Here is a 16983-nt window from a genome sequence, read left to right as displayed (position 1 = left end):
AATAGGAAGTATGCATTAGGCAGGACAAAACGTTCTGCCTTTTTGTATTGGGGGGTAGAAAAATTATTTTAGCTTGGTGAAAAAAATTCACCTTGTATTTATCAATGACATATTTTATAATATGATAAAAATCTAATATATTTTTAGAACAGGTTCATAGTAAACGAGGAGGGAACGTTTATGCACAATCACGGGCACGATGATCATGACAACGATCACTACGACCACGGCCATGATCACGCTTAATGGCCCCCCGCTATTGGGTCGGGAACCATGATGATAATCGCCTTTATCGGGCTTGTGGCCAATCTGGCCAGTGCCTGGGTGCTCTTCAGGCAAGGCGGATGTTGCCGCGATTACCGCAGCACTGACAGCGATTGACGGGGTGGTCAATGTGCATGATGTACATGTGTGGACCGTGACATCCGGTTATGAAGTATTTAGCTGCCACATGCTGGTGCATAAAGGGGTCAGCCCGTCGCAGGTACTTTCTCAGGCGGTACCGCTGATGGAACAGCAGTTCGGCATCCGGCATACGACCATACAAGTGGTGGAAGAGGACGCCGATGTGAGCTGTTGGGGCTGCCGGGGCGGGGTTTGTACTTTCTCGGCAGTGCAGTAAATCAATATAGGGATTGAAGGTGTAAACATTGGATGTTTTATTCTTTTATGTGCTGGCTGCAGCCGGTGTAGTATGGTCCTATGCGAAAGACCGGCAGAAAACCAAACAGTCTCTGAAAAAAGCGTGGAAGGCGTTTGATAATATCCTGCCGGCCTTTGCCCTTATTCTTCTGCTCATTGGGGCAACCATGGCAGTAATTTCACCGGCAACGGTCAATCAATTACTGGGGGCCAATTCCGGTGCAACCGGCATGGTTGTGGCTGCCGCGATTGGCTCGATTACGCTGATACCGGGATTTATTGCCTTTCCACTCGCCAAAGCCGTCCTGGATATGGGAGCAGGTATTATGCAGGTGGCGGTGTTCATTTCGACCTTAATGATGGTCGGGGTCGTAACGGCGCCCATGGAAACCCAGTTTTTCAGCCGGAAGACCATGCTCTTGCGCAATGGAATGAGCCTGCTGTTTTCTTTCCTCGTGGCCTTTGTTTTAGGAAAGGTGGTGGGCTAGGATGGCGCAGCTTGTACGGTACAAATGGGTTATCCTGGCCTTGTTGGCCGATGGTGCGGTTTTTGTCTGGAACCCTGCACTGGGGACGCAAATTGCCCTGCGGACGACCGATAGCTTTCTTGAAATGCTCAGTTTTATTCCCCCGATCTTTATTATATTGGGGCTATTGGACACCTGGGTGCCGCGGGAAAAGGTGGTAAGCCATCTGGGCTCCGGTTCCGGCATAAGAGGGCTGATGTTGGCGACTGTTTTGGGGGCTGCCGCTGCCGGACCACTGTATGGGGCCTTTCCGGTGGCGGCGGTGATGATGAAAAAAGGGGCCAGTTTTTTCAACGTCATGGTATTTATCGGATCATGGGCGACGCTGAAAGTTCCGATGTTTCTGTTTGAAACTCAATTCTTAGGCGGCTTGTTTTCGGTAACGCGCTGGATTTGCAGTTTTACAGGGATTGTATTGATTGCGTTTATCCTTGATCGATTGCTGTCTGAAACTGAAAAGCAGGCAATTTATACGAAACACCGGCAACCATAAAACTGAGAACATGATAAAGGAAGAGTGTGTAAGGTTCCATACCATTTTTTCATTTGTGGTCTTACTTGTTGTCATGGTACACTTGTACTACAATTTTGCTGCGATAAAACAATATTTAAAAGTAAAGCGGGAAGGCGTTCATATCCTGCAGTCAGAGTCGCTTGCTGCAATTATCGTGATTTTGCTGATATGTATCGGTACCAGCTACAATACGCCGCCGTTAGCGCAGGTAATGAAGTTGGGAGAGTCAATGAAGGCTTCATAGGGGAATAATGCGGGAGTAAGCCCTATAAATAGCATAACTGGCGACAGTAAGCTTCATAAATAAGGGATATGCTATTACGTAGAATGAGCAATAGCAAAACATATTTTATAATTCTGTGTTACATTGCGAGCGGGTTGCTCTTACGTTTTTGGTACTGCCGAAATAATAGGGCAACCGCTAATTACATTACTGGAGGTGGCTTTTATGTTGCAAGCGTTTGCGGACCTGTTGGTATATCACTGGCTGGGTCTGGCGCCCGGCACCATGTTAGGCGAAGCGCTCAACTTCTTTGTCTATGACAGTTTGAAAATTTTTCTCATGTTGACCATCATTATCTTTGGCGTATCGATACTGCGTTCGTACTTCCCGCCGGAGCGCACGAAAAAAATCTTGAGCCACAAGCGGGAATTGTACGGGAACATCGTGGCTGCTCTCTTAGGCATTGTCACCCCTTTTTGTTCTTGTTCCGCCGTACCGGTATTTATCGGCTTTATTGAGTCCGGCGTACCGCTTGGTATAACCTTTTCCTTTTTAATTTCTTCGCCGATGGTCAATGAAGTGGCACTGGTTATGCTGTGGGGATTATTAGGCTGGAAAATTGCCGCTATCTATATTGCCAGTGGCGTCACCATCGCGGTTATCGCCGGCTATCTGATTGGTAAAGGCAAATTAGAACATCTGGTGGAAGAATACGTTTATCAAATGAAAGTGGGCGAAACCGAAATAATCGAGCAGACCTTTGCCGATAGGGTGCGCTATGCCCGTGACTATACGCGAGAAATTTTGAAAAAGGTATGGCTGTACGTTATCATTGCCATTGGCATCGGCGGTTTCATTCATGGTTACGCGCCGGAGAATTTTTTAGTCCAGTATGCGGGCAAGGATAATATCTGGGCTGTGCCGATGGCGGTCTTAATCGGTGTGCCGTTATATTCCAACGCCGCGGGCGTCATTCCGATTGTCACCGCGCTTATCCAGAAAGGCATGAGCCTGGGTACGGCTTTGGCATTTATGATGGCCGTGACCGCGCTGAGTTTTCCGGAGATGATTATCCTTCGCAATGTATTGAAACCCAAACTCATTGCTATCTTTATTGCTATTCTGGCGGTATCGATTATCTTTACCGGCTATCTCTTTAATATTATAATTTAATCATATTAGCAAATGTTGTTGATGGGTTGTAAGCATTATCAACGGCTATTTACGCAATGCGGTTTTAGGAGGTATTCATCATGGCGGAAGATATTGTGATTAAATTGACGGCGGAACTGTTTAAAACGTTAGGGCATCCGGTGCGTATCAAAATTCTGCACATGCTCGCCGATGGCGAGCGGTGCGTGTGTGAGATGATTGAGGAAATCGACATTGAACAGTCCAATTTTTCGCAGCATCTCGGTGTTCTGAAGAAACAAGGTTTGATTGATTCGCGCAAAGACGGTCAGCGCGTCATCTATTGGATTGCCTATCCATCGGTAACACAATTAGTTGGGGCAGCGGAACAAACATTAAGTGAACAGATTGGTCACAGCCATAGTCTGTTAAAGTATTTGAAATAAAACCAGCAGGGCATAGACATACAAGGGGGAGAAGACATGAAAAACATTATTGTAATCGGCGGGGTGGCGGCCGGGCGAATGCAAGCAAATACGGCTGGCTGACTGCAAAAATATCAAGTACATTCCGCTGGGACAATTGCGCAGCCGGTTGGCGGAACTAAATAAAGACGATGAAATTGTGGCTTTTTGCAAAATCAGTCTGCGCGGCTATGAGGCAGAAGGCATTTTGGAAGGCGCAGGTTTTGAAAATGTCAAGGTTATGGAAGGCGGCATTGTGTCTTGGCCATTCGCTTGAGACAAAGAATAAGTAGATCAATTGGAGGTAATAAAATGAAAATCGAAATCTTAGGTATGGGCTGTCAGAAGTGCAATACTTTGTACAACACAGCCAAACAAGCGGCGGAAGAACTGGGCATTACCGCTGATTTTGTAAAAGTGGAAGATTTCAAAGAAATCATGAAGTACGGCGTCATGACTACCCCGGCGCTGGTGGTCGATGGCAAAGTCAAAGTTGCCGGCAAAGTGCCAGGCAAAGAAGAAATCAAAGCAATGCTGCGGTAACAGAGAAAGATGCACAGCGTCAAACGGCGCTGTGCATCTTAGTACCTGGACAAGGGAAAGGAGAGGAGCGAGCATGATGAATAGTAAGAAAGCAGATTGTTGTTGCGGGGAGCAGACTAGCACACAGACGGCCTGTTGTACCGGCGTTGCCGGAATCGGCAAGTTCGCCGCGCAAATAAAGGGCAACCAAGTTTTCAGGAGTGTCCGATGGAGCGCCGCACAGAACATGTATGCCGCGTTCCTGTAAAATGGCCTGGGCCGCTTCCCCCATGCCGCCGACTAAAATGTCCGTGCAGCCTTGGTCAGCAATCCAGTTAGGGATGACGCCAGGTGCGTGGGGCGGCGGGGTCAGGGTTTCTTGTTTTGCAATGTTGCCGTTCTCTACGGTTACGATGGCAAATTGTTCACAGTGACCAAAATGGGTACAAAGTTTTCCTCCAGCTAAAGGAATGGCAATTTTCATGGTTTTGTCAACACCTTTCTGTTTTGTGGGAAGTTGATGAAGTAACGTCCGCCAAGGCAATTTCTTGCGGCGTTGTTACGATGACAGCCTGGCAGCCGGTAACGGTTTGGGCTACGGTCAGCGACTCAGCACCGGTTCCGGGCGGACTGTCCATGATGAGAAAATCGAGTGGGCCCCAGTTTACATCCGATAAGAATTGGCGGATAATCCCGATTTTTACCGGGCCGCGCCAGATCAAGGGATCGTCGGGATTTTCCAGTAAGCCTTGAATCGTGACAACCTTCAAATGATCGCTGTAGAAGTATGGTTGAATTTGTTCGCCGATGGCAATGGTTTCGGCATGCGTAAGGGATTGAGCTTTCGCTGAAGATAGCCAAGCTTGCTGTTGGCAGCCGGAACTTCTAAGCGGGTTGCTACGTTTTGCCAAAGGTTTGTCAGCGAGTCTTTGACTTCAACATTCTCCGGCATTTCCAGCACGGTTTTGCCCGATTGGACGGATGACGGAAGACCTCGCTGTAAGGCAGCTGACCGGCAATGGGAATGGCGTTATGATCGCACCAAGCCATGAGCTCTTGGGTGTTTTCCGGATGCAGGGTACTCTTGTTAATACATACGGAAAGCGGTAAGCCAAAAATGGGATACTAAATCGACCAACCGTTTTACGTCATGCATGCTGGAAGCAGACGGTTCGACGACAGCGAGCGCTAAACTGGCTCATGGCGGTTAACCATTCGTATGGTCAGATTATTGAAAGATAATCTGGCTTTTTGTTTATAGAATAATGATAAAATAAAAAGCGTTGCAATGTGCCCAAAAACCCGCTGGCGTTGACGGTGTATATGAAGATTTGTTCTGGTAAGATATATGAACTCTTATGATAAGATTATTGACAATAATTGTAGATGCCTGCGGCAATTGCTTCAGCCAGCTTTCTTTGATATTCAGGGGTCTGTAACGCCATGCGTTCCTCCATATTAGTAATGTAGCCGACTTCAACGAGGGCGGCGGGAATTTTGTTGCGGCGCAGTACAAAGTAGTCGGCAGGCTTGGCTGTCCGATTAGCTTGGGTAACCTTGCAAAGTTCGGTTTGTATTGAAGTGGCTAACGTTTTACCAGCTTCGGACGCAGCGGCATAGAAAACCTCGGCCCCGTGCCGTTTGGCATTAGTAACGGCGTTAGCGTGAATACTGATAAATAAATCTGCGTTCGATTCCTCCACCATTTCCACACGCGCCGCTAAATCACGGTGATAGCGCCCGCGGATTTTTTCATTATCACATTCGGGGCTAAGCTCTATGTCGGTTTGGCGGGATAATACAACTTTAGCGCCGTATTGGTTGAGAATATCTTTAAGCTTTAACGCGATTGCCAAATTAATATCTTTTTCGAGTATGCCTGGACGGTTTGCACCAGGGTCAATGCCGCCATGACCGGCATCCACGACAATAACTTTATCGGTTAGCTTATGGTTAGTATTATGGGCATATAAAGTGCTTAACAGTAACATGGCTGGTAGTAAAAGTAAGATAAAGCGACGTTTACTGATGTATAACATCTTCAAGGCATTTTCTCACCTCACATGGCTAAAATATATGCCGAAAAGTAGGAATATATCCAAATTAAATTACGGCAAGTATTTCTCATTAAAGTCTAATGTTCCTTTCGGGATCGTCTCATCTTCCTTTTGTATAATGCGATTAGTGGCAGCAACCACTGCAATATCCCCCCGCTTTTGCCGCTGCGCCAGAGGCAGTAAAAAAAGTAATTGCCCGGCATGCCGATAAAGAGGATCAAGAGCAAGACGATAATGACCGCGAGGTAAAAGGCAGTGTAGAGCAGGCCCATTTAGCTAAAGAAGCTAAAATTACCGAGCAGCAAAGTATTGACAGGTACAATTGAAATTGTACGCAATATTGAGGACGTACACCAATTGCTGAATTTTATCCTGACTGTTATGATGGCAGGTGGTATCACAGCAATTTTGTTCAGCATCTTGGGCGGATGATCATCTCGCGCGGTTATTGGCGCCAATTCACGATTTGGCCAATACCATGAAAAAGGTAGAGGAAAAAGGTCTGCAAGAAAGAGTGAAAGTTTATGAGACGAAAGACGAACTTTCTGCGCTAGCCACGATGTTTAATACCATGATGGATAAGCTAGAGCACTCTTTCCGGCAGTAAAAGCAGTTCGTTGAGGACGCATCTCATGAACTGCGTACACCCATTGCTATTGTCGAAGGCCATCTTTCGCTGCTGCTGCGCCGGGGAAAGAACGATCCGAAAGTCTTACAAGAGTCGCTTGCGGCGTCTTTGCAAGAAACCAAGCGCTTAAAGCGTTTGGTGCAGGATTTATTAGCGGTATCACAAGCGGAGGTACCGCTAGCAGCTTTTGAGAGCGAAAACATATGGCCTGTTCCCATTATCGAGCACACTATTCAGAATATGGCCCTTATTCATGCTGATGTTGATTTCGCAACGGAATTAGTCGCACTGCAGAGAGTCCAAATCGCCATTACAGCGAATCATCTGGAACAAATATTGCTTATCTTACTATATGAAATTTAGAATTTCGTGATCTTTTTTGACATGTCTATTGTCTTATAGTATGTAACACAAATGAAGGAGGAGAATACTATGTTGTACGATAACACGCTATTATTCATGATTAATGGATTATCTGGGCACTCTGTTTGGGTAGATAAGGTCATGATGATAATTTCGGAATATGGGCCGGTGATATTTGGTTTATATTTAATAGGCTTATGGTTTATTGGCAGTTCGATAGTCGAGGTTACTGAGAATCGTAAGCGCGCGTTATACGCTTTTTTTGCGGCGCTTCTTGCTTTGGGGATGAACCAGTTGATTAGTCATGTTTGGTACCGTAACCGGCCCTATCTGGATCAGCCGGTAAACCGGTTGCTGCAAGGAGCGCAAGATGCTTCTTTCCCTAGCGACCATGCCGCCGGTGCATTTTCCATTACGGGTAGTCTTTTCGGACGCACGGCGGGCAGTACCGCTTTGATGGTCTTTGCCGTTCTGGTAGCGTTATCCCGGGTGTATGTGGGGCTGCACTATCCGAGTGATATTCTCGGTGGGATGGTGACCGGCCTTATAAGCAGTTGGCTGATTGAACGCAATAAAGCATTGCTGGACAAGCCGGTGGCATGGCTGCTCGCCATATGGACCACCATTGAAACCAAGTTGAACCTGCCTGTTCCGGCGCGAGCAAATAACCGCTAGTTAGGTGATGGATTTGGATGAGCGCATAATCTGCATTTCCTGTAGTACATGTTCTTGTTGTGGGCGGCAATATTACTGTCGAAGGCACAATCAGCGATGGAGTTATGGTCATCAATGGTAATTTGCGGTTAGGATCGACAGCCTCTGTGCGCGAGCACGCCATCATACTAGGCGGCAATCTTCTGACGGAAGAGGGGGCCCATATTGGTAAACGTGTGTTTCGGATTGGCGGCGACTTTGCTTTTGCTGATACACTGATGGCTGCTGGTGTAGTCATTGCTGGTGGTAGCAGGTTTTTCAAAGCAGCAGGCGGTAAGGAGCCGCAAGGAGGAACAGAAATCTCCCGAAAAGTACTTGTCGGTTCCAGGAGATTCAAGATAGGTAATGAGTAAAAAAGGCAGCGAAAATTAGCATTATCATTATATAGATCATAGAACAGAATCCGGCTGGAGGGGTTGAAATGATGACAGAGCGCATTGTCTTTCTTAATAAATTTATAATGGAACCGAAAAAAATTGGTAGTATTACTCCCAGTTCATCGTTCTTGACTAGAAAAATGCTGGGAAAATTACCATGGAATAAGATTGAGACGATTATTGAATTAGGTGCAGGAACTGGTGTTTTTACTAATTATATTTCGGAGAATAAAAAAGAATTATGTCGGGTGCTTGTTGTTGAACAAGACTTTAAAATGCAAGAAGCTTTGCGGATTAAGTACCCTGCATTTTATTACGGAGCCAAAGCAGAAAAATTGGACCGGCTTCTTCAAAAATATGATCTGCCACAGGTTGACTGCGTTGTATCAGGATTGCCATTTGCCGTTTTTCCTGATTCGGTGCGCCATGAAATTATGATGGCAGTAGATCGATCTCTTAAACCGGGTGGCATCTTCGTTGCTTTTCAATATTCACTGCAAATGAGAAAAACCTTGAAACAATACTTTAGTGAGCTAAAGATTAGCTTTGTTTTATTAAATCTGCCACCGGCTTTTGTCTATTATTGCAAAAAATAGTGAGGTGGATATAGATAGTATCCAATAAAGATGTACAGGCGTGTTGTTAGTATAAGCGTAAGTCAAGCGCCAGCGGTGGAGCGTTACTAACAACACGCCCGGAAAAAAATCTTTATTGGATTTCATATAGATATCGTCATATTATACCTTATATTGTTGGGATGACTAAAATGTCTTATTCGAAATATGCATTGTTGGCCTATTCTACTGCCTTTATATGGACCTTGCTATACTTTGCAATTGGCAAATATTTTGGCAGCAATATTAATATAATTGAGAATTTATTGAACACAAACAAGTTTTTGTTGATTACAATATTTTTGTTTGTCTGTGTAGCATTCATGTTTAAAGAATTCTTATTGGACATTAGACGTAGAAGAATTCAAAAGTAGCTATTTGTTGTTGATTATTCAAATAAATTACGACTGGAGATGAGTGTCATGGAACAGTTTTTCCATGTGGTTATCGATTATATTGCTCTATGGGGTTACGTAGCGATTGCTATCGGGATGGCGCTCGAAAGCGCCTGCATTCCCATTCCTAGTGAGCTCATTTTTGGTTTTGCAGGTTACCTAGTTTATCTTGGCCAGTTGAATTTTACGATGGCGGTCATTGCCGGGGTCATTGGTGGACTTGTTGGTTCAATTGTTGCCTACCTAGTCGGTTATTATGGTGGACAACCGTTAGTTGCTAAGTATGGGCGCTATGTGTTCTTATCCAAGCGCAATGTTGATATGGCGCAGCGGTGGTTTGACCGTTATGGGCTTAAGGCCACCTTTTTTAGCCGACTTCTCCCTGTTGTCCGTACTTTCATTTCCCTCCCGGCTGGTTTTGCTCAAGTCAATTTTGGCAAGTTCGTCATCTATACGTTATTAGGTTCAATTCCTTGGACAATTGGATTAATTTATGCGGGCATGCTTTTGGGCGAGAACTGGCAGGCATTAAATGCCATTGGTCATAAGGCGAGTCTAATAGTTGCTGCGGGTTTGATTGTCATTGCGGTCTATTATTATCGGAAAAATCACACCCAGCCTAGTCTGAAATAATATCGGGCAGTTGTCGGCCGCAGTCGGAAGGGATGGACCTGTATCAAATGGCCTTTCCAATCTATCTTTTTGCACTTAGTTTGCGCCTTCATCCGGCATTCCGGCAGCAATTTCAATTATTACCGCGGAAAAGGCAGCTTTCCGGGATTACCGGGGAGCTAAGCGTGTTTTTAACTTTTACTGGCGGCATCTGGAATTTGTATTGTGCTGCTACAAGTATACCGTTATCAAAATTCCACATAGATATGCGCGTATTGCGGGAGAATATTTTTGTGGCTTTCATATATATAGTATCCAATAAAGATTTACAGGCGTGTTGTTAGTATAAGCGTAAGTCAAGCGCCAGCGGTGGAGCGTTACTAACAACACGCCTAGAAAAAAATCTTTATTGGATTTCATATAGATAGATGGTTTGTATCTCCTGTTGCTTTGTGGTTAATGAGATTCAGGTTGATTAAAGCTTAATCGGGAGAATTTGATATCAGGGGGATGTTTATGGCTCAATATGCGCGAATGGGCAGATGGGTAGTATTCGCTTTCATAGGTTTAGCTGTTTTCATGAGTGTTGGTTTTGGCGCTGCTAGGGAAAGATCAGACGAATATCCCGATGTTTTTGCGCACAAGAATACTTCGATTGCGTCGAATCAAGCTATCGGTAAGCTAATGGTAGCTGGCGGCGATGCTAGCGTAGGCGGCAAAGTAACTGATGGAATTATTGTTGTGGACGGCAATTTAATAGTACAATCGGGGGCAACGGTAACCGGGCGAATCGTTGTACTTGGCGGCAGTGCAACAATTGCGCAGGGAGCACGTGTTGAACACAAACCATGGGTAATCGTACCACAGGGCCATCCATTGGTACCGGTAGTGGTAGGAACTATGTTTTTATTGGGGGCAGCTAGCCTCATTATTTTACCGGTACTATTTTGGTTCATTGGTCATTTATTCAAAAAGACTCCCTGGTATTCGCCGGTCAAAAAAATATTCCAGATGATAGAGCGTCGGTGGCCGATGCTTTACATTGCGGCAAGCTTGGGCATTAGTGCCTTGATGTTGACTGTTTTTGGTACGATAGCCTGGGAAACTTTATTCCGCAATAGTATGGTTTTATTTGATGACAGCTTTGTTTGGCTCATCCGTTATTTCGCGAATCCCGTCCTGGATAAGAACATGATTATAATTACCGATATAGGTTTTGGCACAAGCTACGTTGTAATTGTAGCGGCTACTCTTTTGCTGCTTATGTATCTTAAACGCTGGCGGGAAACGGGGGCATTGGCTATCTGTTTAGCAGGCGGGGCGGTGCTTAGTTTTCTGTTGAAAACTTTGTTTCACCGTGCTAGGCCGGACTTGTTTCAAGTGGTGCAAGAGACAGGCTATAGTTTCCCTAGCGGTCACGCGCTAGCAACCATGTGTTTTTATGGGATGGTGGCATTTTTAATTATGCGCAATATATCTTCCTGGCGGGGGCGGCTGGCAGTCATGACGCTGGCGGTTATTTTGAGTGTGGCGATCGGCATAAGCCGTATCTATTTAGGTGTCCACTATCCCACCGATGTGGTAGCAGGATACGCCGCCGGTTCGATGTGGCTGGCGTTTTGTATATCGCTCTTAATGTGGTGGGAGAGAGCACGGGTACAGGAAAAGCCATAGAAGTGCAACGAGTACGCTATGTAATCAGAGGTTAACTATGTAGTATCCAATAAAGATGTACAGGCGTGTTGTTAGTATAAGCGTAAGTCAAGCGCCAGCGGTGGAGCGTTACTAACAACACGCCTAGAAAAAATCTTTATTGGATTTCATATATAAAAGTTGAATTAAGTTTTTTGTATAATTAAAGCTTACAGCAAAGCCGTTGGATAACAGATTCTGGCTCAATACTAATAGCAGCCAAATGCCTCTGCATTTTTCCTGATTCAGGAACCGTTTTATAAAATACATTATAAATGACTTTTTCTTTCAGCCATTTCCATAAGCCTTCGATTAAATTTAAGTTCGGGCTATATGGTGGCAGAAACATTTACATTTTTCAGGAAACCAAGAAATACTTCTGCATTTGCCTTTTTCAAACCAAGTTTGATGAATCGCTTGATAGTCTCGAATCATGGACTCATCAACGAAAAGGATTTGTTGGATTTCATCATTCAGGAGTTTTTTTACTTGCTCAAAATCTTTTCTTAGTCAAACCCTAACTAACGAATACTTCGAGAAACTGGGATATCAAAGTCTTAGTAAAAGATACGCTTTAATCCATTAATTCCTATACGAACCGCCGTATACCGAACGGTACGTACTAAGTACACTCCCTGTCTACTAAAAGCGGAGCAGTTCAGTATACTACGTGTTTCTCTGTCCATCAAAAGGGGTACAAGACATTGTTTGGATACCGCTTCCGGCAAACCCAGTTGCCAACTTGATGAGGCAGAAACGTATATTGACAGTCAACCCTAAGGACTTCCCGGTTATTCCAGGTGTATAAAACATGATTTTAATGGAAAAATATAGAACCAAGGGTGCTTCATTCTGGATAAGGATAATAGATATGGGAATAGGTGATCATCAAGATGATTTATAATACCGAAGGTATTTCCCGTAAGCTTCAAGAGCTAAAAGCACTGATTGTTGGAGCGGCTGAAGTCAAGCAGGACATGGAAGTCCTTGTTAGGACACTGCGTGAAGAGTACGTTGAGAGCGAGGCATATCAGCTCACAACTGCACTGCAAGTGAACTTGGAGCATCTGCGTGAGATACTCGCGGGTAGTGATGATATTCAGTTTAGGGAGTTTTGGATTGTACCTTTCCAGTTAAAGGCATCGATAGTATTCTTGGAAGAAATGACTGATCAGGCCATCATTAACGAACATGTTATTGAAAAGCTTACGAATTCGCGCTCGCCGGAAGCGTTTGGTTCCCAACAATTTGAATTAGTAGATGTTATACGGAACATCATTCTGACGGCGGCATCAGTTACGAAAGAAGATAAACTGGAACCAATTGTAAACAGGATACTCTTGGGAGACGCCGCATTGTTTATTGACACAATTAATACGGCTATCATTATAGCATCACGGAAAGTGGATTCCCGCGCTATTTCCGAACCCGAGACCGAAGCCGAAATACGCGGTCCCCGCGACGGCTTTACGGAAGAACTTCGTGTCAATATCACGCTGATACGGCGCCGCATTAAGAATCCCAATCTCGTAGTTAAAAAGCAGACTGTCGGCGTACGCAGCAAAACGGAGATAGCGATCGTGTACTTTCGCGGTATAGCCAATTTTAAGTTGATACACGAGGTCAAGAAACGGCTGCGGAATATTACGACAGACATTCCCGCGCCTTCCGGAATACATAACCTGTTAGAAGATTCTCCTTTTTCGATTTTTCCCACAGTAATGAGTACTGAGCGTCCAGATAAACTCATAGTCGCGTTAGCCGAAGGAAAAGTGGGCGTTCTTATCGACGGTACTCCGTTCTGCTATACAGTTCCCACCGTATTTACAGATTTTTTCAAGTCAGGTGACGATTATTATGAAAAATGGATGCCAGCAGCGTTAATCAGACTCACTCGGTATGTTAGCGCATTTTTTGCTTTAACGGTGCCTGCGTTTTATGTTGCTGTCACCAGCTTTCACCCGGCCCTTCTGCCCACTCCGTTGGTGCTGACGATCGGGACATCCCGTGAAGGAGTGCCGTTTCCGGCGTTTATCGAAGCGCTTATTATGGAAACATTATTAGAAATCATGCAGGAGGCGGGGATAAGGCTGCCCAAATTGATCGGCCCGGCGGTGAGCATTGTCGGCGGGTTAGTCATTGGCGAGGCTGCGGTGCGGGCAGGCCTGGTGAGTGCGTCTTTAACCATCGTCACATCCTTTACCGCGATTGCCACATTTAATATTTCAAGTTACCGGATGGGCTTGCCGTTAAGGTTGCTTAGGGTTCCGCTCATGGTCATGGCTGCCGGTTTTGGCATGTTCGGCGTGATGTGCGGTCTGATCGCCATTGCCATTCATCTCAGTATTTTGAAAAGTTTTGGCGAACCGTACTTAGCTCCTCTTGCTCCCAAGTCCAGCTCGAATCTCAGTGATCTGAAAGATACGTTGGCCGTTTTACCAGCCACGCAAATGGTCGAACGACCCGCATACGTCGAACCGCAGGACAGAAAACGGCAGAAAAATGATGAATGAAGTGAGGCCAATGGGCTCCAATAAATGGGTTTCTTCTCTCCAGCTTATGATTGTAATCATTAATATCATGGTCGGCGCCAGTTTGCTTATGCTTCCCCGCACAGTTGCCGAAACAGCGAAACAGGATATGTGGCTATCGGTTTTGTTAGCAAGCGCGCTTATGGGGACATCGTTTCGGATTGCTGCGGCTCTGGCGGCTTATTTTCCTGCGTATACTTCGATTGAATATCACTGCATATTGTTGGGGCGGACTTTCGGCAATATTTTAAACTGTATCATGCTGGCGCTAATGTTAGCCATTACAGCTCAATTTGTCAGAGTATTCAGAATGGCTGTAAAGATTTTTTTATTGGACTTAACACCGTCTCAGGTTATCGTCCTTGCCTTGCTGCTCCTTGCTTTGTATGCTACGCAACACGGCCTTGCGCCGGTAATAAGAGTCCAACAATTTTTGTTCCTATTCTCATACTCCATATTTATATTTTTAATCCTCTTAGGATTGCTGGCAATTGAAGCGGAGCATTATACGCCCGTATTGGCTAACGGCGTTAAACCGGTGCTGCAGGGAACCGCAGCCTGTTGGATGGCTTACAGCGGGCCGGAGTTTATCATCGGGCTTGTATATCCGTATGTTGCCCGGAGGGAAAGTGTTATACGCTTTGGCTTGGCCGGCATTGGTGCAGTCGCAGTTCTATATGTTTTTATCACCGGTATTACACTGGGCATATTAGGGCCGGAAGAAATTGCGGATTTTTTGATTCCAACCGTCATGGCCTACCGGTCTGTGGAAATTCCCGACACTTTTATTGAACGGATTGACGGATATCTGGTGATAGTCTGGATCGCCATCTGTTTTACCGCGCTGGTCAATTGGCTGTATTTCACTGGTTTCGGGATAGCCCGCATGATGAAATTAGAAAATAGCCGCTCCGTGATCGTCTTATTGCTGCCTGTGATATGTTATCTTGAAAATTTGCCGCCGGACATACAAGCAGTTATGGCCTCAGCTAGTTGGCTCAATTATATCGGTTTGGCATGGGGATTGGGCGTTCTACCTCTCTTATGGGGGATTGCTTGGTGGCGCAGACGGAGATGATGCTATTGCAAAAGAAGCTGCGGAGGCGTTTGCCGCTTATTATTTTGCTCATATTCATTACCTTGCCGGTCAGCGGCTGTTGGGACCGGAAGGAAATCGAAAACCGCGGTTATGTCCTTGGCATCGCCATTGATCATGCGATGACGGGAAATGATAAAGGAGAAAACGATTTTATGTATGCGCCGCAGGGAGCGGGGCAGAGAAAGTACCGGGTTACCGTGGAGTTGCCGAAATTTAGAAAAAAAGAAGGAAGTAAAGAAATATCCAGCGCAGAACAACACCTCATTTGGGCTGCCGAAGGGGAGTCCATGTTTGCGATTATCCGTGCTATTAACACAAAGGTATATTTCGGCATGTTTTTTGAGGATATCCAAATCTTGATCTTTAGTGAGGCGGTAGCTAGGGAGGGCATTGGCGATATAATCGATTTCTTTCTGCGCGATGCCGAGGTTCGGCGCAGAGTCAAGCTATTCGTCACGCCTGATCGGGCGGAAGACATATTAAAGACAAAACTGCAAGTAGAAGAGGTAAACAGTATGTTCATAGCAAAGCTGACGCAAAATGTGAATAAATCACCGTACTTTGCGGGCAAGGCAGTAATTGGGGAAATATCCAAAGCTATAAGGAATAAACGGTCATTCGTCATGCCGCTGGTAATGGTGGAAGACAAAGAAGTAAAGATAACACGAGCCGCGGTATTTGACAGACGGCAAAAGATGGTGGGAGAACTCGACGAGTTCGAAGTGAACGGAGCGAAGCTTTTAAAGCGGGAGCTGAAGCAAGGCGTCATCGTTGTTCCCCATCCGGCTGATGCAGAGAAAATTGCTACGTTCGAGCTATATGAGGCGGATATTAAGGTAAAACCCCATTTAGAGGGAGGAAAGTTGCGTTTTTCATTGGACGCAAAATTTGTAGGTACATTGGGGGAGAATCAGAATGCCGGGCAAGATGCCTTAGATCCGGCATTTACCAAAGCCGTGGAACAAGCGGTGGCTGCCGAGTATGCACGGTTAGTCGACAAATCCTACAACAAGCAACAGGCGTTAAGGGTGGAAGTATGCGGACTGGGCAAGCTGGTATATAATCAGTATCCTGACTATTGGAAAATCATAAAGGAGCGATGGGAAGAAGAGATATTTCCCCAAACCCCCTTGGATACCAACATCACGGTTAATATTAGAAGGCCGGTTTTAAAACGCTAAAGCCATAATATGGCCAAAAGACCGGCCCCCCCGATGACGTAGCACCAGCCGGCGAGGCGGGCAAATTTTGCGGAACGTATGCGGTTTTGCTTATTTTCATGTTTGGCGTTAACGATTATCGAATACAGGCCGACGAAAATAAGAAATACGGCAAAGGAGGGTTTGAGTGGGCCAGTGATTAATTGAATGATTGAAGTATCGCTCAACCTGCAATCTCTCCTTGGATAAGCGCTTTCATTTTTTGATCGTTCGCTGAAATGGAATTAAATGGTTTTAAATACATTTTATCCATCTCCGTGAAAAACGATACATAAATTCGGGGGGAAGGGAGGACTCCGGGCGCCCTGCGGGAAGGACTACCCCCCAAATCCCCCCCGCTAAGGAGCGGCCAAATAATTTGGGGGGTACGCAGCCACGGCAGGGCCCTTCACTTTGCCGGGAGGCAATAAGACGGCGGCGGCGCCAGACGGCCCGGCGCCGCTCTGACGAACCCACCCCCTGACCCCCTCCCGGCGAACAAACGGGAGGGGGAAGTCGCCGTTACGATGCTGTAGCCAATCAAAACGGCTTACCATGAGCAGCCACCAAAAGCCTGTGGCCGCACATCGTAAGCCTGCCCGGGTCGCAATAGTTAGCCATGCAGGGAGCGCACGGGCCTGCGGCAGCAAGGGAGCCGCGAACTGCGCGGGCGGGAAGA

23 protein-coding genes and 1 pseudogene are annotated in these 16983 nt (G+C 45.8%); 18 read left to right on the top strand and 6 right to left on the bottom strand.

Features of this window, described 5'->3' with window-relative positions; genetic code table 11:
• Positions 1-298: 298 nt before the first annotated feature.
• The 8 genes from SCACP_RS14170 to SCACP_RS14135 all read left to right on the top strand — a co-directional run bounded on the left by SCACP_RS14170 (position 299) and on the right by SCACP_RS14135 (position 4044).
• Positions 299-622, top strand: coding sequence for a hypothetical protein (locus SCACP_RS14170; protein WP_425058137.1), 324 nt, complete (start codon positions 299-301; stop codon positions 620-622).
• Positions 623-650: 28 nt separating this feature from the next.
• Positions 651-1130, top strand: coding sequence for a hypothetical protein (locus SCACP_RS14165; protein ID WP_425058136.1), 480 nt, complete (start codon positions 651-653; stop codon positions 1128-1130).
• A gap of 1 nt (position 1131) precedes the next feature.
• Entirely contained in the window at positions 1132-1662 is a 531-nt protein-coding gene (locus SCACP_RS14160) for a permease (RefSeq protein ID WP_425058135.1), read from the top strand.
• Between the two features lie 10 nt (positions 1663-1672).
• On the top strand, positions 1673-1927 hold the full coding sequence (locus tag SCACP_RS14155; RefSeq protein WP_425058134.1) for a hypothetical protein: 255 nt from the start codon (positions 1673-1675) through the stop codon (positions 1925-1927).
• Positions 1928-2131: 204 nt separating this feature from the next.
• Positions 2132-3079: a permease gene (locus SCACP_RS14150; RefSeq protein WP_425058133.1), complete on the top strand. Its 948-nt coding sequence runs from the start codon at positions 2132-2134 to the stop codon at positions 3077-3079.
• A gap of 80 nt (positions 3080-3159) precedes the next feature.
• Complete coding sequence (locus tag SCACP_RS14145; protein ID WP_425058132.1) at positions 3160-3483, top strand: ArsR/SmtB family transcription factor; 324 nt, start codon at positions 3160-3162, stop codon at positions 3481-3483.
• An 88-nt stretch (positions 3484-3571) separates the two neighbouring features.
• On the top strand, positions 3572-3778 hold the full coding sequence (locus SCACP_RS14140; protein ID WP_425061414.1) for a rhodanese-like domain-containing protein: 207 nt from the start codon (positions 3572-3574) through the stop codon (positions 3776-3778).
• A 35-nt stretch (positions 3779-3813) separates the two neighbouring features.
• Positions 3814-4044: a thioredoxin family protein gene (locus tag SCACP_RS14135; RefSeq protein ID WP_425058131.1), complete on the top strand. Its 231-nt coding sequence runs from the start codon at positions 3814-3816 to the stop codon at positions 4042-4044.
• 19 nt (positions 4045-4063) lie between these two features.
• On the opposite strand, the gene SCACP_RS14130 is transcribed toward SCACP_RS14135, so the two are convergent.
• The 3 genes from SCACP_RS14130 to SCACP_RS14120 all read right to left on the bottom strand — a co-directional run bounded on the left by SCACP_RS14130 (position 4064) and on the right by SCACP_RS14120 (position 6062).
• Complete coding sequence (locus SCACP_RS14130) at positions 4064-4507, bottom strand: NifB/NifX family molybdenum-iron cluster-binding protein (RefSeq protein WP_425058130.1); 444 nt, start codon at positions 4505-4507, stop codon at positions 4064-4066.
• Positions 4508-4514: 7 nt separating this feature from the next.
• Entirely contained in the window at positions 4515-4934 is a 420-nt protein-coding gene (locus tag SCACP_RS14125) for a P-loop NTPase (protein WP_425058129.1), read from the bottom strand.
• A 456-nt stretch (positions 4935-5390) separates the two neighbouring features.
• Positions 5391-6062: an N-acetylmuramoyl-L-alanine amidase family protein gene (locus SCACP_RS14120; RefSeq protein ID WP_425061413.1), complete on the bottom strand. Its 672-nt coding sequence runs from the start codon at positions 6060-6062 to the stop codon at positions 5391-5393.
• A gap of 466 nt (positions 6063-6528) precedes the next feature.
• Between SCACP_RS14120 and SCACP_RS14115 the strand changes: the two genes are divergently transcribed.
• The 7 genes and pseudogenes from SCACP_RS14115 (at position 6529) to SCACP_RS14085 (ending at position 11457) form a co-directional block, all read left to right on the top strand.
• A complete protein-coding gene (locus tag SCACP_RS14115) occupies positions 6529-6687 on the top strand; it encodes a HAMP domain-containing protein (RefSeq protein ID WP_425058128.1) in 159 nt (52 codons plus the stop codon).
• Positions 6688-6702: 15 nt separating this feature from the next.
• Positions 6703-7071: pseudogene (locus SCACP_RS14110) on the top strand (histidine kinase dimerization/phospho-acceptor domain-containing protein); the annotation flags it as partial.
• Positions 7072-7140: 69 nt separating this feature from the next.
• A complete protein-coding gene (locus SCACP_RS14105; RefSeq protein WP_425058127.1) occupies positions 7141-7746 on the top strand; it encodes an undecaprenyl-diphosphatase in 606 nt (201 codons plus the stop codon).
• A 59-nt stretch (positions 7747-7805) separates the two neighbouring features.
• Complete coding sequence (locus SCACP_RS14100) at positions 7806-8138, top strand: hypothetical protein (RefSeq protein ID WP_425058126.1); 333 nt, start codon at positions 7806-7808, stop codon at positions 8136-8138.
• A 68-nt stretch (positions 8139-8206) separates the two neighbouring features.
• Positions 8207-8758, top strand: a complete 552-nt coding sequence (locus SCACP_RS14095) for a class I SAM-dependent methyltransferase (protein WP_425058125.1) — start codon at positions 8207-8209, stop codon at positions 8756-8758.
• A gap of 440 nt (positions 8759-9198) precedes the next feature.
• On the top strand, positions 9199-9804 hold the full coding sequence (locus SCACP_RS14090; RefSeq protein ID WP_425058124.1) for a DedA family protein: 606 nt from the start codon (positions 9199-9201) through the stop codon (positions 9802-9804).
• A gap of 495 nt (positions 9805-10299) precedes the next feature.
• Positions 10300-11457, top strand: a complete 1158-nt coding sequence (locus SCACP_RS14085; protein WP_425058123.1) for a phosphatase PAP2 family protein — start codon at positions 10300-10302, stop codon at positions 11455-11457.
• Between the two features lie 181 nt (positions 11458-11638).
• Here the strand turns inward: SCACP_RS14085 and SCACP_RS14080 are convergent, their stop codons facing one another.
• Positions 11639-11824 (bottom strand): transposase, encoded by a 186-nt coding sequence (locus SCACP_RS14080; protein ID WP_425058122.1) that lies wholly within the window; start codon positions 11822-11824, stop codon positions 11639-11641.
• 544 nt (positions 11825-12368) lie between these two features.
• Between SCACP_RS14080 and SCACP_RS14075 the strand changes: the two genes are divergently transcribed.
• Genes SCACP_RS14075 through SCACP_RS14065 form a run of 3 tightly spaced genes read left to right on the top strand, consistent with a single transcriptional unit; the run spans position 12369 to position 16286 of the window.
• Complete coding sequence (locus SCACP_RS14075) at positions 12369-13988, top strand: spore germination protein (protein ID WP_425058121.1); 1620 nt, start codon at positions 12369-12371, stop codon at positions 13986-13988.
• Positions 13978-15084, top strand: a complete 1107-nt coding sequence (locus SCACP_RS14070; RefSeq protein WP_425058120.1) for a GerAB/ArcD/ProY family transporter — start codon at positions 13978-13980, stop codon at positions 15082-15084. The genes SCACP_RS14075 and SCACP_RS14070 overlap by 11 nt, the downstream gene beginning before the upstream one ends.
• A complete protein-coding gene (locus SCACP_RS14065) occupies positions 15066-16286 on the top strand; it encodes a Ger(x)C family spore germination protein (protein ID WP_425058119.1) in 1221 nt (406 codons plus the stop codon). The genes SCACP_RS14070 and SCACP_RS14065 overlap by 19 nt, the downstream gene beginning before the upstream one ends.
• Here SCACP_RS14065 and SCACP_RS14060 read toward each other — a convergent pair.
• Positions 16283-16492 (bottom strand): CLC_0170 family protein, encoded by a 210-nt coding sequence (locus SCACP_RS14060; RefSeq protein ID WP_425058118.1) that lies wholly within the window; start codon positions 16490-16492, stop codon positions 16283-16285. The two genes, SCACP_RS14065 and SCACP_RS14060, sit on opposite strands and share 4 nt — an antisense overlap.
• A 171-nt stretch (positions 16493-16663) precedes the next feature.
• The gene (locus tag SCACP_RS14055) at positions 16664-16861 is read right to left on the bottom strand and encodes a hypothetical protein (protein ID WP_425058117.1); all 198 of its coding nucleotides are present in this window, start codon (positions 16859-16861) and stop codon (positions 16664-16666) included.
• Positions 16862-16983 lie beyond the last annotated feature (122 nt).

The sequence above is a fragment of the Sporomusaceae bacterium ACPt genome (assembly GCA_041428575.1).
GTDB lineage: Bacteria > Bacillota > Negativicutes > Sporomusales > Sporomusaceae > Sporomusa_D > Sporomusa_D carbonis.
The sequence above is the reverse complement of the archived record's forward strand: the minus strand, read 5'-3'. Positions and strand labels throughout refer to the sequence as shown.

Excerpts from the sequence above, each read along its gene's own strand:
- SCACP_RS14055 (WP_425058117.1), bottom strand. The coding sequence starts at position 16,861 with ATGGTAAGCCGTTTTGATTGGCTACAGCATCGTAACGGCGACTTCCCC.
- SCACP_RS14095 (WP_425058125.1), top strand. The coding sequence starts at position 8,207 with ATGATGACAGAGCGCATTGTCTTTCTTAATAAATTTATAATGGAACCG.
- SCACP_RS14105 (WP_425058127.1), top strand. The coding sequence starts at position 7,141 with ATGTTGTACGATAACACGCTATTATTCATGATTAATGGATTATCTGGG.
- SCACP_RS14085 (WP_425058123.1), top strand. The coding sequence starts at position 10,300 with ATGGCTCAATATGCGCGAATGGGCAGATGGGTAGTATTCGCTTTCATA.
- SCACP_RS14135 (WP_425058131.1), top strand. The coding sequence starts at position 3,814 with ATGAAAATCGAAATCTTAGGTATGGGCTGTCAGAAGTGCAATACTTTG.
- SCACP_RS14145 (WP_425058132.1), top strand. The coding sequence starts at position 3,160 with ATGGCGGAAGATATTGTGATTAAATTGACGGCGGAACTGTTTAAAACG.
- SCACP_RS14120 (WP_425061413.1), bottom strand. The coding sequence starts at position 6,062 with ATGTTATACATCAGTAAACGTCGCTTTATCTTACTTTTACTACCAGCC.
- SCACP_RS14075 (WP_425058121.1), top strand. The coding sequence starts at position 12,369 with ATGATTTATAATACCGAAGGTATTTCCCGTAAGCTTCAAGAGCTAAAA.
- SCACP_RS14130 (WP_425058130.1), bottom strand. The coding sequence starts at position 4,507 with ATGAAAATTGCCATTCCTTTAGCTGGAGGAAAACTTTGTACCCATTTT.
- SCACP_RS14070 (WP_425058120.1), top strand. The coding sequence starts at position 13,978 with ATGATGAATGAAGTGAGGCCAATGGGCTCCAATAAATGGGTTTCTTCT.
- SCACP_RS14080 (WP_425058122.1), bottom strand. The coding sequence starts at position 11,824 with ATGTTTCTGCCACCATATAGCCCGAACTTAAATTTAATCGAAGGCTTA.
- SCACP_RS14090 (WP_425058124.1), top strand. The coding sequence starts at position 9,199 with ATGGAACAGTTTTTCCATGTGGTTATCGATTATATTGCTCTATGGGGT.
- SCACP_RS14160 (WP_425058135.1), top strand. The coding sequence starts at position 1,132 with ATGGCGCAGCTTGTACGGTACAAATGGGTTATCCTGGCCTTGTTGGCC.
- SCACP_RS14155 (WP_425058134.1), top strand. The coding sequence starts at position 1,673 with ATGATAAAGGAAGAGTGTGTAAGGTTCCATACCATTTTTTCATTTGTG.
- SCACP_RS14150 (WP_425058133.1), top strand. The coding sequence starts at position 2,132 with ATGTTGCAAGCGTTTGCGGACCTGTTGGTATATCACTGGCTGGGTCTG.